Source organism: Rhizobium sp. BK251 (assembly GCF_004345245.1).
Taxonomy (GTDB): domain Bacteria; phylum Pseudomonadota; class Alphaproteobacteria; order Rhizobiales; family Rhizobiaceae; genus Rhizobium.
Genome location: NZ_SLUQ01000017.1, coordinates 45,654 through 63,843, shown reverse-complemented (window position 1 = coordinate 63,843; position 18,190 = coordinate 45,654). Strand labels below are relative to the sequence as shown.

Below are 18,190 nucleotides of genomic sequence, written 5' to 3'. Positions count from 1 at the left end.
CATGGTGCATCGCATGGTCTGACTTCGCACCGAAGTGCGAACATAGACTTCTCGGCCGACAGCCTGGATGTTGCTGCCAGCCTCGATCATTGCGTTCATAAAGATTTCTGTTTGTTGTTTGCTCATGCACCGATGTTGGCGGGTGTCAGCCGGGATGCAGACTAGCAGACGTGTTATGGCCGGGACCGGGCGCAAGCGTCACGCGCCAATGTAATTAATGAACCTGTCCGCTCGCCTCGGCTTCGCTGAGACGGATCGCATGATCGGCATAGGTATCAAGGTTTTCGAAGAACTTTATGCTGGTGAGAAAACTGTAGAGTTTCGCGATTACATCCTCAGGATCCTTGAATTGGTACCAAAGAGGCGGAGTGGCGATGTCATGCATTTCGCCAGACGATTTCACCATCATCAGGGAGCGGTACATCGCGCACCCTTCGCTCGAGTGGGTGCCGATTGCGATGTCGAACCTGCCTGATAACGCTCCAGTTTGCCTGTCGTGAACATTTGCCGTGAGAAGCCTGATATCAGTCCGCCCCTTGATCTCCTTCGTCATCCCCTCGTGGGCGTCTTTTGCTTTGAATAGGGCGAGTGGCCCCCAGTAGATCCCGTGTATCGGCGCCACGGGCACGCCAGTGAGCACAGCTTCGCCATCGTTCGGTTGCTTCTGCACCGTCGTTCTCCACCGCTAATTGTCCTGATTGACGACTTCTATCGCCGGAGTGTTCTCATTATGTTCCAGAATTCTGTAATGTCAACAGGTTTTGGGAACCATGATAGGCAGCCGCCTGATCTCGTCGGCCACCGCAACTGGAATGGTTCTTGCGTGGTTCCTAATATATAGGCGCAGCTGGGGTAACGTGGAATGTTAGGATACACATCGCATCAGTTTCCAGCTCTTACGCTGGTTGGAAGGGGCAAGCAAAAGTATCGAGTCATCACGACCGTTATAGAGGCCGCGGAGACCCTGATGACCGACTGGCCAGACGACGATGGTGAAGAGTACGTTGCCGCAGTCTACGCTTGCCTTCGATGCTTGTACGACGAAATCCCGCCTGACTCCGTTAGAACAGCACTCATGCGGGCAGCGGACGAGGTCCGTATTTCCTACATATCTGTAGTCAGTTAACGGCGGTCAGAAAAGCGAATGCGGATGGTACAAAGATTGATGGTGCATTTCCTGGCATATCACGACGCGCGCCCTGATCGATGCCATGCGGGCAGGCGAGAGTGAAGCAAACCGAGCGTTCGACGCAATGATGACGATGAAGAACATCGACGTGGCGGTGATCGAGGCTGCCACTGTGGCTAGAGTTATTTTAGTGCGACGGCATCTGTCTAACGCCGTTATCGCAGGAGCAAAGCAGGCATTGGTGTAAGGGAAGTGCGTGAATTTGATTGCTGTAGCTTCTTTTGGCGTTCTTTGAGGCGTGGATACCTGCCCAAAATATTAGCAAGTGCGTATAAATGTCGGACTGATTCAGGGGACATGCAAATGCTGACGATTTCGAGGGCATGTACTGCCGAGGATTTTACCATCAGTGGCGAGTTGTGCAGGATGTTTGGCGCCTGGGATGCAGAGGCATGCCGCGACTATGACATCCCGTCGGAGGTCGTAGCGGCATTTTTCCACAGTGAGGACAACGAGGCGTTGGCAGCAAAGTACAGTCAGGCGGACGCTTCGCTCCTGCTGGCTCGATGGCATGGCGAACCAGCAGGGTGCATTGCCCTTGCACCGTTCGACGACGGCGCGGCTGAAATCCACAAATTTTATGTGGACTCAGCGTTTAGAGGGCGCGGAATCGGAAAGGCACTCCTGCAGGCGATCTTGGCCGAAGCCGACAAGGGGCCGAGATCGACGGTGCTGCTTCATACGACGGTTTATATGAAGAGTGCGGTGTCGCTGTATAAAGCTTTCGGCTTCACACCCTGCCCACCGTTTCGAAACATTCCGGACGCGATAAAGCACACCGAGGTCTTCATGAAGCGGCCGGTTGAACACGACAGTTTCATCATGTAGCTGTTCGCTGTGATTGGTGCTGGTATCGACCAAAAGATTGCACAAGATAGCCACCTCCCGTCGATATGGATGCGCAGCGTAGACAACCAGAATTGCGGTTCCAACACGCGGGATCTGGAAAGCGCCCCCGACCTCACCTATCTCATACCCGATAGGATTCAGGGAGGTTTTCATGCCAGAACCTGCCAATAGTGCGAGAGAAAGTCCTTTTGTCGAGATCCTACCTCCGGCGAGGTTTTCTCACCGCGGGACTGTCGTCTGCGATTGCTGCCATCAAAGAAAGGGCAGGGATCAGTTTGACGAGGATGCTTTCGGTATCTGTTCTGAATGTATCTGCTCCGACGTAGCTCCCCTAGATTTCATGTCGCGATTTCAGGAAGACTAGCTGGACGCCCTTCCAACGGACACGGTCGGCTGCAGACATGGGAAGCGAGTCAAGTGCCCTCATCGTCTTCGGCCATTCCGTTGACGGCCGAGATGAGCGTCCCGATGCAGCGGTTCTGGATGTGAGGCTGGGAGACGAGAAAGGCACGGCCGTCGCTGTTCACCTCAACATGTTTGGCGTGCCGTTCGTCCTAGCAAGCGCTGTAAGCAAGATCGACCTGGCTTTTGACGCTGCTCTTTCCATGGTGCCCAATCTTGGGAAGCCTACAGATCTAAAGCTGCTTGTCGAGGTGGTCCAGGAACTCACCAAGTGACATCCCACGCCTTCGGTCAGTCTGATTTGCCCAAGCCAAAGCAAGGTGCCGTTCAAGCTTACGAGCGTTCCTTGATTTTTCGGCGCCGCGATTGCGTGAACGATCTGCAAGGAGACCACCATGTCACTTGGGCGCAGGCAAGCTTGCTCTTCAAGGATACCCTGACACGCCCGATGCGAAGTCCCAGTGATGGCCAGGAGCGCTTTGTGTCTGGCACCTCGTCTACCGAAGCCTGCGCTCTTCGGAGAGCATCCTTGTCAGCGTGAGAGACGATGGTATCACGAGCCGGGTAATCGGCCATTCCATGTTGTTCAAGGACCTCCGGGGCCGGTCGCAAGATCATTCAGCACGCCCAGACGATCCTGCATTTCCTCCATCGCGGCGATGAACTTGTCGTACCGGCCGGTGCCGCGCTTGTCCCCGAACAGGCTATCAAAGAATTCCGCTGCGCAACGAAGCTTCTTGGCATGCGGGGGATGGGCGACTTTATCCAGCCCCGGCATTTATCGCGGTCGTTAGCCTTACATGCCTTGTGCTCTTAGCTAGACCTCTGAGACGAGTCTTTCTAAGCACTGTCGCTCCTCCGCCACGGCGTCAGCGTGGGATTGAAGGCTAAGGAAGTCAGATTCCAAAAGTCCCCCAATCGCTTCCATTCGACGGAGACGTTCAACCGCTAAACTGCGACGTTCGTCGGAGCCGGGATCATCTTTGCTTTGGGCGTTCAATGCTCACCCTCGACTCACCGCCACCCGAGCCGAGAAGGGGTCTTCACTTTGACGCAGGCTCGTGGCTTTCGTCATTAAGCGAGGGGACGAAGGTTTCGACGTCGCTCTTTTCGCGATCGGGCAGTGCCGCGACCCGTTCATTCCAGGACCTTGAGGCTTCTGGTGGATCGACATCCCAGTCGCGAGAGGAACCAACGTTGTCGTCGATGACAGCGATCCTACGACCTCCGAGGCGCGGATACTCCACGGCCAAAGTTTCTGAGGGGTTTCCATCTTCGTCTCCTGTGACGCCCATTTTTCAACGCGGCGGGCTAGCGGGGGTTGGCCATTTGAGAGGAAACATTCGAACGCCGTCGGCGTTCCGTTGGATCGAGATAGAGCGGTGACTCCCTCACGACTTTTGCTTCGCAGTTAGACGCCGCGGGAAGTAGGAAGAGGACGAGGAGGAAAGACGTGCCCGATATCGTCTGTGGTGCCTTCATCACCAATCAACAAGTCCTGTTGGTTCGACGCGCCTCACATCGAAAATGGTCGCCAAATTGCTGGGACCTCGTCGGAGGGCACGTCGAGAAAGGCGAGGAGGTAGCCGCTGCCCTTATTCGGGAATGTCAGGAAGAAGTCGGACTGACCCCAATCTCCTATACACTCCTGGCTACCATCTACGAAGCAGACGACGCTTCTCGGAAGAATCCCTTCCATATTTTCGTAATCACGCAATGGGTGGGTGGGACCGCACGCTTGCTGGGCGATGAACACTCAGAACTAGGGTGGTTCAGGCTTGATGACTTAGGCGGATTGCATTTCGCGATGTACGGTTATCGTCCCATCATCCTCAAACTGTTGCAATTGTCATAGAGACACACATAGCAAGCGAGGAGATCCAGGTTTGCCGCCAGGCTGCGAACCTGACGCATCTGCAGTTGTTCCGAGGGAACGAAAAGATTCTTGCTTGAGGCCTGCTATGGCTCCTCTGCCGTTCGGTCGCAATGCCCATGCGCGGTCGAGCGGCAGCTTGGCGCCGGCCAATTCATTTTGCGCTTCGGGAAAAAATCGATGCGCGGCGTGGTTTCCAACCCACTCCTGGCGCTTCGGCGCCAATCCGCTCGCAGATCGGAAGCAACTACGTGAAGGCACTGACCTGGCACGGCAAGTGCCTGTCTAGTCCGCATGCGCTTCGCCATGAGGGACGTGCGCGTCACCGATCCTGAACTGCTGGAAAATCGCGGTCACCGGGTATATCGTATCCATGCTCGATGTCCGCCGGTTTCTCCAGAGAGCCGGCAATTTGCCCCGGTATCGCCCCCCAGCAGTAGCGGGGCTTTTTGTGTCTCGAGAAGACGGGAACGAATCTGTAAGTTCGAAATTTACGAAGCAGGTCTATATGCCGGTGCACGTCTCCAAAGCCGCGCCTTGCAGCCCGGTCCATTCGTTGCGCGGCGGCCGAAATGGCGAGGGGATATACCGCGCTGCATCCCGCGCCCATGAGGGAGAACCCCATCAGTGCAACGTACTGGTTGGGCGCAAGCCAGACAGCACAGAGACCAGCGGCCGAAACAACGAGCAGGAGGATCGCGACAGAACGTGAACCAAAGCGATCAACAAACGGATCGGCAAACAACCGCGTTACAGCCATGAATAGCGTGAAGAGCGTGAGGCCCAACCCACCAATAAATGGTTGAGAATGAAAAACGTCCCGCATGTAGATTGCTGACCAGTCAATTCCCGCGCCCTCCACGAGAAACGCAGCAAACCCAATAATGCAAAGCGGTAGCAAGCCAACTGTGGGGAGCGCCACGTGTCCGGCTTGTATGTGCTCTGCCTGGTATCGAGCAGGCGTATTGCGCATGCTCGATACCACAAAGCCTCCCACCATCAGGACAAACGCGAACGTTAACGCGAGGTGCAATTGCATGGATATTCCCGCTTGGCGGATGAAAGCCGAAGCAATCGCAGTCGCGAAGAAACCAAGGCTCCAGAATCCATGAGCCCGGTTCATTACGCTGCGACCGATCTGGGCCTCGATGCGATCCAGTTCAACGTTCAGATTTATTTCGAGCGCTCCGGCGAGCAAGCCTTCGAAAAACAGCAGGCCAAAGACGAGCGGAGCCGCACTCATCCACGGAACGAAAGCAAGAAGTGCCGATGTTCCGAGAACCGTGAGGAACGCAGTAGTTCGGGCGCCGAGGCGAGCAACCAAAGAGGACGAAAATGTTAGGGAAACCAATGCACCGATTGCTGCACCGATCAGAGTTAATCCTAACTCAGATTTGTTGATCTGAAGAGCATCTTGAAGATCGGGGAGGCGCGAAAGCATAGCTCCCATCGAGACCGCGAAAAGGAAGAAGCAGACATAGATCCGCTGCTGCGGCTCGATTTGCATGGAGTGCTCCGGGGAATCTGTTCACGGGTGAGATGGGGAATGGTACTCAAGGTGATTGTCCACGGCAACGCAAAGCTTACCCGGGTGTCTCTCCTTTCGGGGCGAGAGAGCCGTCAAGAGGAGAAAGGCCGCGGGATCACCGCGAAGTGCGTTGGCCCTCATAGCTGCCGTAACTGTCGAGCGTCCTGCGTCTATCTCCTCAGGCGAGCCGGAAAACGGCCGCTTACCCTTAATGGCGCGGTCGTGTCCACGCGATGCCGGAAAGTCGGAAGACTGTCATTGTGGAATCAACGCGCTGTTAAAGACGGATGTCCTGGATGACGGGTTGGTCGCAGCCTATTGCAGTCAAGCTGTTCAACATCCGAACCGCCCGCGGTCTTCCACCTTCACGGAGCGGTGTTTGCATGCGGCCACGCTACCGCACTTCGTACCACTATCGAGAGCTTAAAACGGGAGGTATAGTTCTTCGTGTAAACGAAATCGCAAATTACGCGGATTTGGCGAAGAATGGATAGGTTCGGCATCTGCATCAATCCTCTTCCATCCTTGGGAGATCGAGCTCGATCATGACAGGTGCGTGGTCGCTTGTGTGGGCCCAGCTTCTCGGCTTCCTGCGGACAGTTGCAGACCTCAGCCACGGAACGACGGCCGGACTAAGCAGAAAATGATCGATCCGAAGCCCAGCGTCGCGCTCAAACGAGTTTCGCCAGTATTTCCAGAAGGTATAGATGCGCTCGTCCGGATGAAGGTGCCGGACTGCGTCCGTCCATCCCTGTGCGACGAGATCCGCATAGGCCTTGCGGACCTCCGATCGGAAGAGAGCGTCGTTTACCCATCGTTCCGGCCTGTAGACGTCCAGCTCGGTGGGCATTACGTTGTAGTCGCCGACAAGCAGAGCGGGGACACCGAGGTCCAGAAGCTCGCGGGCGTATTCCTGCAGGCGTCGGAACCAGCGTAGCTTGTAGTCGAACTTCGGTCCGGGCGCAGGGTTTCCGTTCGGCACATAAAGGCATCCGATCAGAATGCCGTTGACGGCCGCCTCCATATAGCGGCTATGATTGTCATCGGGGTCCCCTGGAAGTCCTCGCCTCGTCATGACCGGGAGGGCGTTCCTGGCGAGGATGGCAACGCCGTTCCAGCTCTTCTCGCCACGCCAGATCGCGCCGTATCCGGCCTTGTCGATCTCCTTTCCTGGAAACCTGGCGTTTTCGGTCTTGAGCTCCTGAAGGCAAACGACATCGGGCTTGTCCTCTTTGAGCCACCGAAGAAGGATTTCCAGTCGACCATTGATGCCGTTCACGTTGTAGGTCGCGATCTTCACGGTGCCTCCGGCGAGCTTCGAAAGGTAATGATCGGACGCTAGCGATGGTTCCTGTTGCGACTACGCAACCTCTCGCCTGATTGTCAGGAAATGACTTTCCACAAGATGCGCGAATCCTAGATCAACAGAGGGGCGTGTCAGTGGAAGGACTTGAGGAGGAGACAGTAATGCGCAGATGGGTAAATGTGCTTGCGTTGGGCGCCTTGATCTCGCAGACGGCCGCTCCTCCCCCGGCAGTAGCCGCGAACGCGCTGGAGCGCGCGATCGGCGATGCGCAGCCATGCCGGTCGCTCAAGGCCAAGGCATCGAGCTTTGGGATCAGTGTCGAGGTCGGCATCGACAAACTCGACTACGTGAAGATCGAGCAACTCCAGTTGGCAGTGAACGGCGACCGTGCCGAGGCGAATGCGCGCGGAACCCTGGCCTGCAAGACGTCCGACAACGCCCTGGTTCAGGGTGGCTTTTCGGCCACGGCGGCCATCGCCATGCACGTTGATCTGGCCACCTGCAAGACGACAGAAAGCAGGATCGAAATCACCGATACCGGCGGACGTTTCGGGGACGTCGTGAAGGGCCTGAAAGGCGAAATCTCCGATGCGCTGCGCCGCGGCCTCGAACGAAGCATGGCGAAACTATGCGAGAAATGATGGGGACCCGAAGTCGAGCTTAGGAGATGACGAGTATGGACGAGGGCGGGGGATCATGAATCGGGTGCGAAGTCGGCGTTGTCCAGATAAGATCAGGAGTCATGCAACTCGATCGCTTGGGGATGCCGGGGAACATGAAGTCGGTCGCACTTGAAGCCGAAAAGGCGACGATAAGATTCCACGATCTGCCCGGTCATGGACCGCCCCTCATATTGATCCATGGCCTGGGCTGCGCATCGTCCTGTGACTATCCGGCGGTTGCGGCCGATCCGGCGTTGTCCGGTCGCAACATGCTCCTCATCGATCTGCTCGGATCGGGCTTCAGTGATCGGCCGACGGAGTTCCGGTACTCGGTCGAACTCCATGCTAGGACGATCGTGAAACTCGTCCATCGGTTGGGCATCGAATCGTTGGACTTCTTTGGTCACAGCATGGGCGGTGCAATCGCAATAGTCGCAGCGAGTCTGATGCGGGATCGCGTTCGCCATATCATACTTGCCGAACCTAACATCGAGCCCGGCGGCGGGATATTCAGTCGTCGGATAGCGGCTATGTCCGAGGCCGATTACGTGGACCACGGCCATGATGACCTGGTCAGGCTTTCACGGTCAGAAGGCAATGAAATCTGGGCCGCATCCTTGTCAGTCAGCGCTCCGTACGCGATGCATCGTGCCGCGACGTCTCTCGTTTTGGGCAGCGATCCGACATGGTGTCATCAGCTTGATATTCTGGAGGTTTCGAAAACTGCCATCTACGGACGTGCCTCACTTCCAGATGCCCGCGCCGACAAATTGAAGGGTCTTGGTGTAGACATCGAGGTCGTCGAAGACGCGGGCCACCTCATGGCATGCGACAACCCGTCGGGGCTAGCGAGAGCAATAAGTGCGGCGCTGTCCTGACGGGGCGACCTCCTTGTCCCAACACCTCACCGTCGCAGAGCGAACCATCATCATGGCATCATTCGAAAAGGTCGGGATGATCCGCCTCAATTTGCGGCAGGTCGGACAGGATGCCGTTGAGATGCACGCACATCGCGGATGCTGCCGCGTCGGCGTCGCGACTGTCGATGGCCGCAATGATCGCCTCGTGCTCGGCGATCAGGCGCATCATGGAATCGGGATGGCGAAGCTGCAGATTGCAGACGCGGTCCATATGCGCCTTGATATCGGCGATGGCGTTCCAGGCGAGGCTACAACCGGCGCCTTCTGCGATCGCGATGTGGAACTGCTCGTCCTCGCGTCGGAATGCGTTGTGGTCGTGTGCCTCCATCGCGGCTCTCTGCCGGGCAATAATGTTGTCAATCCGGCGGCGCGTCCAGGTGTCGAAGCTTTCACTGGCGCGGCGCACAACCGCGGTCTCGAGTGCTTCTCGGACAAAACGGGCCTCCATCATTTGCCGCGCCGAGATCCTCACAACCACCGTGCCCCTATTGGGGCGCACATCGACCAGTTTTGATTTCCCGAGCGCGATGAGTGCTTCGCGCACGGGTTGGCGCGATACGCCCATTCGCGTCGCGATCTCCTGCTCCGAAAGCCGCGTGCCGGGCGCCAGTTCCAGCCTGATAATTGCCTCACGCAGGTCGCGTTCGACCTGCGCCGCAGCCGTCTCGCCGGTCTCAATCTTCAAGGATTCGAGGTTCATGTCTTTCGTCGCCGCCATGCGTTGACATCCAATTTAAACCACCATACAGTACCATACAATTCAAACGCAACATAAATTCGGTGGTTCAGAACCGGGTAAAAAGGGAAGGGCCGGCACGGTGTGTCGGCTTGAAGGATAACGTGCTGTCCAATTTCATTTCGCCCGATTCCAGTGATCCGCGGCTGAACATTAAATCCCGCTACCAGATGCTTGTCGATGGCAAGTCGGTGGATGCCGCCTCGGGTCGTATGATTTATCGTGCCAGCCCCGGTCATGCAGGTGTCATCGTCGGCACCTGGCCCGAAGCCTCGGCCGAGGATGTGCGGGTGGCGATCGCGGCGGCCCGTCGTGCCTTCGATACCGGTCCGTGGCCGCGCATGTCGGGCGCCGAGCGTTCGCGCCTGATGTTCAAGGTGGCGGACCTGATCCTCAAGCGGCAGGAGGAGCTCGCCTTGATCGAGAGTCTGGAGGTCGGCAAGCCGATCGCCCAGGCCCGCGGTGAGATTGGGTTCTGCGCCGACCTCTGGTCCTACGCCGCCGGGCAGGCGCGCGGGCTCGAGGGGCAGGCGCACAATAACATCGGCGACGATCGCCTGGGTCTGGTGCTGCGCGAGCCTGTCGGTGTCGTAGGCATCATCACGCCCTGGAATTTCCCCTTCATCATCGCGTCGGAGCGTGTGCCGTGGGCGATCGGGGCGGGATGCACTGTCGTCCTCAAGCCGTCCGAATTTACCTCGGGAACATCGATCCGCATGGCGGAACTGGCACGCGAGGCCGGTATTCCCGATGGCGTCTTCAACGTGGTCACCGGTTACGGTGATCCCGCCGGCCAGGTGCTCGCCGAGGATCCCGGTATCGACATGGTTGCCTTTACCGGCTCGGTGCGTGTCGGCACCAAGCTTGGCGAGATCGCCGCGCGCAGCGTCAAGCGCGTTGGGCTGGAGCTCGGTGGCAAGGGCCCCCAGATCGTCTTTGCCGATGCGGACCTCGAGGCCGCGGCCGACGGCATCGCTTACGGCGTCTATCACAATGCCGGCCAGTGCTGCATTTCCGGTAGCCGGCTTCTGGTCCAGGAAGGGATCCGCGACGCATTGATGGAGCGTCTGCTCGATATCTCGCGCAAGGTGACCTTCGGCGATCCTCTGAACGATCACACCAAGATCGGGGCGATGATCTCCGAAGCGCATGTCGGCAAGGTTCACTCCTATGTGGAAGCCGGCATCGCATCCGGTGCCGAGCTGCTGCTTGGCGGCGAGCGCGTCGGCAAGGACGCCGGCATCTACTACGCACCCACCGTATTTGCAGGCGTGAGGCCTGACATGTCGATCGCCCGCGAGGAGATATTCGGGCCGGTGCTGTCGAGCATGACCTTCAAGACTGCGGACGAAGCCGTCGCAATCGCCAATGCCAGCGAGTTCGGCCTTTCCGCCTCGGTTTGGTCGACCAATCTCGAAAACGCGATGCAGAGCATCCGCCGCATTCGTGCCGGTCGCTGCTGGGTCAACAGCGTGATCGACGGCACGCCGGAACTACCGATCGGCGGGTACAAGAAAAGCGGCCTCGGCCGCGAACTCGGCCGCTACGGCTTCGATGAATATTCCCAGTTCAAGGGCATACACGTGACGTTCGGGCGCCCGGCGCCGTGGTTCGGCTAGCAGCGGCACAGGCGTCGAAGGGGAATAAACGTACAGGGCGTTTCGTTTTGGGAGAAGGCGGAACGCCTGAGAGGAAAATCTCGGCCGGCGTGATCTTTGGTCGGAGCCCGCCAGCCGAGACTCGGGTCTTTCGACCCGCATTGCACATCCAAAGGGAGGATACGCAAATGAAATTGACCAGGTTGAAAACCGCTGCACTCGCCGCGGGTCTCGCCACGATGATGACATCTACGGCGCTGGCCGCGGACGTCAAGGCAACGATGATCATCTATCTCGATCCGAGTGTCCAGTTCTTCAACCCCGTGGTAAAGGGCGCGAAGGACGCAGCCGCGCAGTTCGGCGTCGATCTCGACGTGCAGTATGCCAACAACGATCCGGTTCGCCAGAACGACTTGATCGAGAGCGCGACGGCAAGCGGTGTCGACGGCATCGCGGTCGCCATTTCCTCGTCTGATGCCTTTGACGAAAGCATCTGCGCGGCGGTCAAGGCCGGGATCGTGGTTATCGGCTTCAACAATGACGACCTGGAAGGCGCCAAGGGCAATTGCCGCCAGGCTTATGTGGGCATGAACGAGTTCGCGTCCGGCTACGAGCTCGGCAACCGGATGATCAAGGAATTCGGCCTGAAGTCCGGCGACGTCGTCTTCAATCCGCGCGAAATCCCCGAGGCGAGCTTTGCGGTCGCGCGCGGCGGCGGCATCGAAAAGGCGATGAAGGAGAGTGGCATCAAGGTCGAAACGGTCCGCGCCGGTCTCGATCCCGCAGAGGCGCAGAACATCATGGCGCAGTTCCTGATCGCCAATCCGGGTGTCAAGGCGCTGTTCGGCACGGGCTCGGTCACTTCCACCGTTGGGGCAGGCGCCATCAAGGACGCAGGCGTCACGATCCCGTTCGGAGGCTTCGACCTGGCGGTCGAGATCGTCAACGCGGTTGAATCAGGCGCGATGTTCGCGACCATGGACCAGCAGCCCTATCTCCAGGGCTATTACCCGATCGCCCAGATCGCGCTCTCGAAGAAGTACGGGCTGACACCGACCGACGTCGATACCGGGCAGGGCGCCTTCCTCGACAAGTCTCGCATCAGTTCGGTCAAGCCGCTGATCGGCAGCTTCCGCTAACAGCGTTTCACGGGAGCCTGTCGGCTATGTCGGCAGGTTCTCCGTGTCCAATAGATCGAGTACCAGCCCGTGACACCAATTCTCGCAGAAAGTGCCGCGCCCCGGTCGCGGACTCAGAAGCAACCGATCCTCAAGCAGATCATGGCGATGCCCGCCGGCGCGATCTTCCTCGTCTTCATGACGCTGCAGATCGTCTGCATCGTAGGCGCGTTGCTCTATCCCGATCAGTTCCGCTATCTCTCGCCGCAGAACCTGACAATCCTGATGAAGGCGATCCCGGTGCTCGGCTGCCTGGCGCTCGGCGCCGGCGTGCTGATGATATCAGGCGAGTTCGACCTTTCGATCGGCTCCGTCTACACCTTCACCGCCATCCTGATGGCGAGCCTCGTCGGCGCCGGGTTGAGCGCCTTCGTCGCAGCACCGCTCGGTATTCTGGCCGGTGTCATGATCGGGCTTCTCAATGCCCACATCACGCTGCGCTTTGGGCTGCCCTCCTTTATCGTGACCTTGGGCGGACTGCTGTTCTGGCGCGGCGCGGTCCTGCTTTATAACGGCGCCGTCCAGGTGCGCTTCGACCCTGAGCCGCTCTTCACCAGCCTGTTTTCCGGTACGCTTTTCGGCATCAATGCCGCCTTTATCTGGATCGTTCTCTTCGTCGTCGGTTTTCACTATCTCGTCCACCGTCACCGCTTCGGCAACCATGTCTTCGCGACCGGCGGTAATCGTGGTGCCGCGGAGGCGATCGGCATCAATACCAACCGCGTCAAGCTCGTGGCATTCGGGATTGCCGGCGGGATGGCGGCAGTGGCAGGCATCCTTGCGACATCACGCGTCGGCAGCGTGCAGCCGGGACAGGGCGCCGGACTGGAGCTGCAAGCGATCGCCGCCTGCGTGATCGGCGGGCTGTCGCTGCGCGGCGGCCGTGGGTCGATCATCGGCATCTTCCTCGGCGTGCTGTTGATCCACACGATCACCGACGTCCTGCTTCTGCTGCGCGCGCCAGGCTTCTATCTCGACATGTTTATTGCGACACTGATCGTGCTGGCCGCCATCTTCAACCATCTTATCGAGCGGCGAGGTCTCGCGTGATGTCGGCCCCTAATCTTCTCGAACTGCACAATATCTCGAAAAGCTTCGGCGCGCTGACTGCGTTGCGCAATCTGAGCTTCCATATCGGTGAAGGCGAAGTGGTGGGGCTGCTCGGCGACAACGGCGCCGGCAAGTCGACCACCGTGAACCTGATCTCCGGGATCCACAAGCCGACGGAAGGCTATCTCAGCGTCGACGGGAAGAAGACCGCATTTACCTGCCGGTCGGACTCGGCCGATGCCGGTATCGAAACCATCTATCAGCATACGGCGCTGGTCGATTCCCTTTCGATCACCCGCAATATCTTCATGGGTCGCGAACTCACCGATCGCTTTGGCTTCCTGAGGCAGCGCGAGATGCGCGAGATCGCGATGGAGGTCCTACAGAATGCGGTCCACATTTCGGGCATCGATTCCCCCGATACGCTGGTCGGCAATCTGTCCGGTGGCCAGAAACAAGCCGTGGCGATTGCCCGCGCCGTCTACTTCAAGAAGCGGGTGTTACTTCTCGATGAGCCGACCTCGGCGCTGTCGGTGCGCGAGACGGAGGCACTTTTGAACCAGGTGCTGAAGCTCAAGGCGGAGAACGTCTCGAGCGTGCTGGTGACGCACAACATCTATCACGCCTATCAGGTCTGCGACCGTTTCGTGATCATGAGCCACGGCACCAAGGTGTTCGACGTCGACAAGGCGGACACGACGATCAATCAGCTGACCGAATATGTCGTGCTCACCTGATCCTATTCCCCAGACAGAAGAGGTATAGCCGTGACAATTTCAGTATCAGTACGGCAGGTCGTCGGGCCGGAGGACGCTGCAAGGCGTGACACGCGGGGCTTGCGCGACGGCTTCGTCATTGAGAATATGTTTCGCCCGGGCGAAGCCAATCTCACCTACAGCCATCTCGATCGCATGATCGTCGGTGGCGTCATGCCGGATGCCAAGCCTCTGGAGATCACCGCCATTGCTGAGACCGGCACTGAGCGCTTTCTGGACCGGCGCGAGGCCGCCATCGTCAATATCGGCGGAGCGGGGACGGTCAGTGTAGTCGGAAAGCGCTACGAGCTCGGCTTCCAGGAGGCGCTTTACATCGGAATGGGCGAGGGCGCTTTGAGCTTTGCCAGCCGTGACCCGGCCGAACCAGCACTATTCTACCTGCTGAGCGCGCCAGCTCACCGTGCATGCCCCACGGTGCATATTACGCGTGAGATGGCCAAGAAGGTGATTGTTGGTTCAGCGGAGGAATCCAACGCCCGCACCATCAATCAGTATGTGCATCCCGATGTCTGCGAAAGCTGCCAATTGCTCGTGGGGCTGACGATGTTCGAGCCGGGTTCGGTCTGGAACACGATGCCGGCGCACGTTCACGATCGGCGCATGGAGGTCTATCTTTATTTCGGCATGCAGGAAGCGACGCGCATCTTCCACTTCATGGGAGAGCCGCGCGAAACCCGGCATGTCGTCCTGAAGAACCATGACGCGGTATTGTCTCCCGGCTGGTCCATCCATTCCGGCGCCGGCACCGGCCGCTACGCCTTCATCTGGGCCATGGCTGGCGACAATATGAGCTTCACCGACATGGACAAGGTGCCGATGGAAGCACTGCGATGACCCTTTTTGATCTTAGCGGCCGCTGGGCCATCATCACCGGCGCCAATGCCGGCATTGGCCAGGCAATCGCGGTCGGCCTGGCGGAACAGGGCGCCGACATTGTCGGCGTCGGCCGCTCGGCCATGGACGACACCGCAAACACGGTCACATCGACGGGGCGCCGGTTCGTATCGCTCAACGCGGACCTGTCCGATACCGGGGAGGCGAGGGCCGTTATCGAACGCGCCCTTGCCGCCGGCGCCTCGCCTGACATCCTCGTCAACAATGCCGGCATCATCCGTCGTGCCGATGCACTGGAATTTACGGAGGAGGATTGGGATGCGGTACTCGACACCAATCTGAAGTCAGTTTTCTTCCTCTGCCAGGCTTTCGCGAAGGTCGTATTGGCTCGTCAGACGCCGGCGAAGATCATCAACATCGCCTCGCTGCTATCGTTCCAGGGCGGCATTCGCATTCCATCCTACACGGCATCGAAGAGCGGGCTCGCCGGTATCACCCGACTGTTGGCGAACGAATGGGCATCGAAGGGCATCAATGTGAATGCGATCGCGCCCGGATATGTCGAGACCAACAATACGGAGGCACTTCGCGCTGATGCGGAGCGAAGCGCGGATATCCTGAAGCGCATCCCGGCCGCCCGCTGGGCCAAGGCGGAGGATATGGTGGGCACGGCGGTCTATCTTGCCTCGCGCGCCTCTGATTATGTTCATGGCACGGTGCTGCCGGTCGATGGCGGCTGGCTCGCCCGATAGGAGATTATGATGGCCGATCATTATACGCTTCCCCATGACATCACCTGGACGGAGGTCGCGACCGGCAACAGGCGTGCCGTGCTGTCGCACCGCCCGGAAATGATGCTCGTCGCCTTCAGCTTCGATCCCGGCACCATCGGCGCGTTGCATTCACATCCACACACGCAGGTAAGCTATGTCGCCGAAGGTGCCTTCGACGTCACCGTCGATGGCGTCACCACGCGGCTCGATGCCGGCTCCAGCTTCATCGTCGCTCCCAACCTCGTCCATGGCGTTGTCGCCCTCGAAAAGGGACTGCTGATTGACACTTTCACCCCGAGGCGCGACGATTTCCTCTAGGATAGGGCGCTGGCTCTGGCATGGGCGGTCGCCGGGAAATTCATCGAGCGGGCAAAAGAGGACCGGGCGGAATAGCGAAAGGGAGGGGCTGATTGGCGCGTAGCGAGTGGGGTACAGAAGTGGAACAGAACGCGGAGATTGGCCCAGCCGGGCCTGGCGATTTTCCAGCCATTCGAGCCTTGTGCAACGACTTTATCGACTGGTGCCGGTCGCGCTATGGCGAAAATGCTTGGTTCGTCGACCGTTACTACACGCCAGAAGAATGGGCTGCGCTCGTGGACAGCCTGCCGAAGATTCACGCGGCTCCAGACGGGGAAATCCTTGTTGCCCGACTGAACGGAAAGGTGGTTGGCTGTGTGATGATGCAGCGGATTGATGATCACATATGCGAGATGAAGCGCATGTTCGTCGGTCCGGAGGGGCGAGGCTTGGGGTTGGGCCGCCGACTCGCCGAGAACATCGTGCGAGTGGCTGCCGAGCGGGGTTACATGACCATGCGGTTGGATACCGGCCGTAATCACGGTGAAGCGCTTGGCCTCTACCGATCTCTTGGTTTCCAGGAGATCGGGGCATATTACGAAGCGCCTCCTGAACTGCGCAATCACCTCATCTTCATGGAAGCTCCACTAACGGCCTCACGGCCAGACTGCGAAGGCAATCGAACGTAGAGCTCCTTGCTTTGGTTTTCGGTCAGAATGATCGCCGCCAACAGATCGAAATGCCCCGAATTGGGTCCACGGGTTCATGGCAGACCACTTCAATGTAGTGCTGCCCGGACCACTGACGAAAGCCGAATAGGAGCCGGCGTGGTGGCGCGGACGCAGCCCAGGCGCGCGAGGCAAGCAAGCCCCGATCTCCTCAACAGGCTTCGATTTTCGCGACTCCGTTGTGGCCACTCAGACGAAATCTAAGGGCCTTTCCAACCATAGTGCGCGATTCCTATCCTTGCCCATCGCCGCCCGACCAGTGGCTTGTTGCCACAATTCGGTGCCATAATATCCTCAAGCATCATGATGGGAGCTCGTAGAGCTCATGATTCGGAGGGATGGAGCATGGGAAAAATCGCGAGTCTGACGTTTGTGGCCTCCGTGTCAGCGATACTTACTGCCGCGCCAGTCGTTTTGGATCTGAAGAGCCCGCTGAAGCTCATCACATCGACTGCCCTCGCCGGCAATGGAAACGGTAGTGGCAATGGCGGTGGAAATGGTGGCGGCAATGGCCGAGGAAGCAGCGACGGGAATGGTGGCGGCAAGAGCGCGGGAGAGACCCACGCCTCTGCCCATCACGGAAATTCTGGTCTGTCTTCTCGCGAGAAGAGCGCAACCGGCAGATCAAGCGATCCGATAGCGACGGCATTCGGGAAGCTTTTCCACAAGAACGAAGAAAAGCGCGTTGCATTCAGAAAGGCCGGAACCGAAATCGCCAACATTTCCCCGAAGGCCGACAAAGTGCATCTGAAAGTGGCCAAGCCTTCGCCAAGGCCCGAAAGGCCGACTATTGCTTCGGACGAAGTGGAGGAGCCTATCCTCAGTTCCAATCTGGCTGCAAAGCTTGGCGGCCTGAACTCTCTGAACCGCAATTATCGGGCGTACCTCAACTCCAACGATCCTCGCATGGCTGCCATCCGTGACTACGTTGTGGCGTATGCCCAGTTCGAGTTGGACAACGGCGTCGATGTCGTCCCGACGGATCCGGCACTCAGCGACGAGGCCCTGAGCGCAGCCCTTATGGCGGCAGCAAACAAGGATATCGGCACAGTTGAGCAGCCAGGCGATGCCGTGGTGGCGGACCCGGCTGTGATGGCATGGGCGAAGGATGTTCTCGGTGTTGGTCCTGCCGTCGGCAAGATCGACCAGGTGCGAGATGTCATGGCGGCCGAACAGCCGATTGACTAGGCGGCGGGAGCCGATCCTGTGACTGGGCAGGAAACCTGAGACGCAACCCAGCGGGTCGGCGCGCCAGGTGGAATATGTGACCGACGGACCCAACAGGGTGATCCGGCAATCATCTCGCCAACACTGATTTCCTTTGGGCTGCAAGTTTCCGCAGCTTCGGCGAATGTTCCGGCGGAGCTCATGCTCTTGAAGAGAGGCGCGAAGTAGCGCTCGCGGGAGGACAGGTTCGCCCATAAGAAGCGGTGACCTTCTGCTCTTCAGTCCTTGACCCAGAACTCCCTCAATATTGACTTTCGTAAGCCA

The 18,190-nt window shown here is 58.7% G+C and carries 20 protein-coding genes and 1 pseudogene; 16 read left to right on the top strand and 5 right to left on the bottom strand.

The genetic code is table 11. The features are described from left to right. Positions 1–214: 214 nt before the first annotated feature. Positions 215–670, bottom strand: coding sequence for a hypothetical protein (locus EV286_RS30615; protein ID WP_132961014.1), 456 nt, complete (start codon positions 668–670; stop codon positions 215–217). A gap of 192 nt (positions 671–862) precedes the next feature. On the opposite strand from EV286_RS30615, the gene EV286_RS30610 reads away from it, so the two are divergent. The 4 genes and pseudogenes from EV286_RS30610 to EV286_RS30595 all read left to right on the top strand — a co-directional run bounded on the left by EV286_RS30610 (position 863) and on the right by EV286_RS30595 (position 2,715). Further along, a complete protein-coding gene (locus EV286_RS30610; RefSeq protein ID WP_132961013.1) occupies positions 863–1,126 on the top strand; it encodes a DUF982 domain-containing protein in 264 nt (87 codons plus the stop codon). Further along, a pseudogene (locus EV286_RS32650) lies at positions 1,125–1,376 on the top strand (hypothetical protein); the annotation flags it as partial. The gene EV286_RS30610 and the pseudogene EV286_RS32650, both read left to right, overlap by 2 nt. 116 nt (positions 1,377–1,492) lie before the next feature. After that, positions 1,493–2,017 carry a GNAT family N-acetyltransferase gene (locus tag EV286_RS30600; protein ID WP_132961012.1) on the top strand — a complete coding sequence of 175 codons (525 nt, stop codon included), beginning with the start codon at positions 1,493–1,495 and terminating at the stop codon, positions 2,015–2,017. Positions 2,018–2,439: 422 nt separating this feature from the next. After that, positions 2,440–2,715, top strand: a complete 276-nt coding sequence (locus EV286_RS30595; RefSeq protein ID WP_132961011.1) for a hypothetical protein — start codon at positions 2,440–2,442, stop codon at positions 2,713–2,715. Positions 2,716–3,026: 311 nt separating this feature from the next. Here EV286_RS30595 and EV286_RS32645 read toward each other — a convergent pair whose 3' ends face one another. After that, positions 3,027–3,218: a CHAD domain-containing protein gene (locus EV286_RS32645; protein WP_245500887.1), complete on the bottom strand. Its 192-nt coding sequence runs from the start codon at positions 3,216–3,218 to the stop codon at positions 3,027–3,029. Between the two features lie 675 nt (positions 3,219–3,893). Here EV286_RS32645 and EV286_RS30580 point away from each other — a divergent pair. Next, complete coding sequence (locus EV286_RS30580; protein ID WP_132961009.1) at positions 3,894–4,295, top strand: NUDIX hydrolase; 402 nt, start codon at positions 3,894–3,896, stop codon at positions 4,293–4,295. A gap of 340 nt (positions 4,296–4,635) precedes the next feature. Here EV286_RS30580 and EV286_RS30575 read toward each other — a convergent pair whose 3' ends face one another. Further along, positions 4,636–5,820, bottom strand: a complete 1,185-nt coding sequence (locus EV286_RS30575; protein ID WP_245500886.1) for an MFS transporter — start codon at positions 5,818–5,820, stop codon at positions 4,636–4,638. A 529-nt stretch (positions 5,821–6,349) separates the two neighbouring features. Beyond that, complete coding sequence (xth, locus tag EV286_RS30570; protein ID WP_132961008.1) at positions 6,350–7,141, bottom strand: exodeoxyribonuclease III; 792 nt, start codon at positions 7,139–7,141, stop codon at positions 6,350–6,352. A 167-nt stretch (positions 7,142–7,308) separates the two neighbouring features. Here xth and EV286_RS30565 point away from each other — a divergent pair, with 167 nt between their 5' ends. Together EV286_RS30565 and EV286_RS30560 are read left to right on the top strand one after the other, a co-directional pair. Continuing rightward, entirely contained in the window at positions 7,309–7,788 is a 480-nt protein-coding gene (locus EV286_RS30565) for a hypothetical protein (RefSeq protein WP_132961036.1), read from the top strand. 101 nt (positions 7,789–7,889) lie between these two features. Continuing rightward, positions 7,890–8,687, top strand: a complete 798-nt coding sequence (locus EV286_RS30560; protein ID WP_207909949.1) for an alpha/beta fold hydrolase — start codon at positions 7,890–7,892, stop codon at positions 8,685–8,687. Between the two features lie 58 nt (positions 8,688–8,745). On the opposite strand, the gene EV286_RS30555 is transcribed toward EV286_RS30560, so the two are convergent. Further along, positions 8,746–9,447 (bottom strand): GntR family transcriptional regulator, encoded by a 702-nt coding sequence (locus tag EV286_RS30555; RefSeq protein WP_165932998.1) that lies wholly within the window; start codon positions 9,445–9,447, stop codon positions 8,746–8,748. 122 nt (positions 9,448–9,569) lie between these two features. On the opposite strand from EV286_RS30555, the gene EV286_RS30550 reads away from it, so the two are divergent. The 9 genes from EV286_RS30550 (at position 9,570) to EV286_RS30510 (ending at position 17,887) form a co-directional block, all read left to right on the top strand. Beyond that, a complete protein-coding gene (locus tag EV286_RS30550) occupies positions 9,570–11,084 on the top strand; it encodes an aldehyde dehydrogenase family protein (protein WP_132961007.1) in 1,515 nt (504 codons plus the stop codon). Between the two features lie 167 nt (positions 11,085–11,251). Then, complete coding sequence (locus tag EV286_RS30545; RefSeq protein ID WP_132961006.1) at positions 11,252–12,202, top strand: substrate-binding domain-containing protein; 951 nt, start codon at positions 11,252–11,254, stop codon at positions 12,200–12,202. Positions 12,203–12,271: 69 nt separating this feature from the next. Further along, positions 12,272–13,291 (top strand): ABC transporter permease, encoded by a 1,020-nt coding sequence (locus EV286_RS30540; RefSeq protein ID WP_207909948.1) that lies wholly within the window; start codon positions 12,272–12,274, stop codon positions 13,289–13,291. Continuing rightward, on the top strand, positions 13,291–14,028 hold the full coding sequence (locus EV286_RS30535; protein WP_113359047.1) for an ATP-binding cassette domain-containing protein: 738 nt from the start codon (positions 13,291–13,293) through the stop codon (positions 14,026–14,028). Before EV286_RS30540 ends, EV286_RS30535 begins: the two co-directional genes overlap by 1 nt. A gap of 30 nt (positions 14,029–14,058) precedes the next feature. Then, the gene (kduI, locus tag EV286_RS30530) at positions 14,059–14,901 is read left to right on the top strand and encodes a 5-dehydro-4-deoxy-D-glucuronate isomerase (RefSeq protein ID WP_132961004.1); all 843 of its coding nucleotides are present in this window, start codon (positions 14,059–14,061) and stop codon (positions 14,899–14,901) included. Next, on the top strand, positions 14,898–15,653 hold the full coding sequence (gene kduD, locus EV286_RS30525) for a 2-dehydro-3-deoxy-D-gluconate 5-dehydrogenase KduD (protein ID WP_132961003.1): 756 nt from the start codon (positions 14,898–14,900) through the stop codon (positions 15,651–15,653). Before kduI ends, kduD begins: the two co-directional genes overlap by 4 nt. 6 nt (positions 15,654–15,659) lie before the next feature. Further along, entirely contained in the window at positions 15,660–15,992 is a 333-nt protein-coding gene (locus EV286_RS30520; RefSeq protein ID WP_132961002.1) for a cupin domain-containing protein, read from the top strand. 92 nt (positions 15,993–16,084) lie between these two features. Then, positions 16,085–16,660, top strand: coding sequence for a GNAT family N-acetyltransferase (locus EV286_RS30515; protein WP_245500885.1), 576 nt, complete (start codon positions 16,085–16,087; stop codon positions 16,658–16,660). Positions 16,661–16,966: 306 nt separating this feature from the next. Beyond that, on the top strand, positions 16,967–17,887 hold the full coding sequence (locus EV286_RS30510) for a hypothetical protein (protein ID WP_245500884.1): 921 nt from the start codon (positions 16,967–16,969) through the stop codon (positions 17,885–17,887). Positions 17,888–18,190 lie beyond the last annotated feature (303 nt).

Bases quoted from the DNA above. Each gene is read 5' to 3' on its own strand.
- EV286_RS30610 (WP_132961013.1), top strand. From the start codon at position 863: ATGTTAGGATACACATCGCATCAGTTTCCAGCTCTTACGCTGGTTGGA.
- EV286_RS30600 (WP_132961012.1), top strand. From the start codon at position 1,493: ATGCTGACGATTTCGAGGGCATGTACTGCCGAGGATTTTACCATCAGT.
- EV286_RS30595 (WP_132961011.1), top strand. From the start codon at position 2,440: ATGGGAAGCGAGTCAAGTGCCCTCATCGTCTTCGGCCATTCCGTTGAC.
- EV286_RS32645 (WP_245500887.1), bottom strand. From the start codon at position 3,218: ATGCCGGGGCTGGATAAAGTCGCCCATCCCCCGCATGCCAAGAAGCTT.
- EV286_RS30575 (WP_245500886.1), bottom strand. From the start codon at position 5,820: ATGCAAATCGAGCCGCAGCAGCGGATCTATGTCTGCTTCTTCCTTTTC.
- EV286_RS30565 (WP_132961036.1), top strand. From the start codon at position 7,309: ATGCGCAGATGGGTAAATGTGCTTGCGTTGGGCGCCTTGATCTCGCAG.
- EV286_RS30560 (WP_207909949.1), top strand. From the start codon at position 7,890: ATGCAACTCGATCGCTTGGGGATGCCGGGGAACATGAAGTCGGTCGCA.
- EV286_RS30555 (WP_165932998.1), bottom strand. From the start codon at position 9,447: ATGGCGGCGACGAAAGACATGAACCTCGAATCCTTGAAGATTGAGACC.
- EV286_RS30545 (WP_132961006.1), top strand. From the start codon at position 11,252: ATGAAATTGACCAGGTTGAAAACCGCTGCACTCGCCGCGGGTCTCGCC.
- EV286_RS30535 (WP_113359047.1), top strand. From the start codon at position 13,291: ATGTCGGCCCCTAATCTTCTCGAACTGCACAATATCTCGAAAAGCTTC.
- kduD (WP_132961003.1), top strand. From the start codon at position 14,898: ATGACCCTTTTTGATCTTAGCGGCCGCTGGGCCATCATCACCGGCGCC.
- EV286_RS30520 (WP_132961002.1), top strand. From the start codon at position 15,660: ATGATGGCCGATCATTATACGCTTCCCCATGACATCACCTGGACGGAG.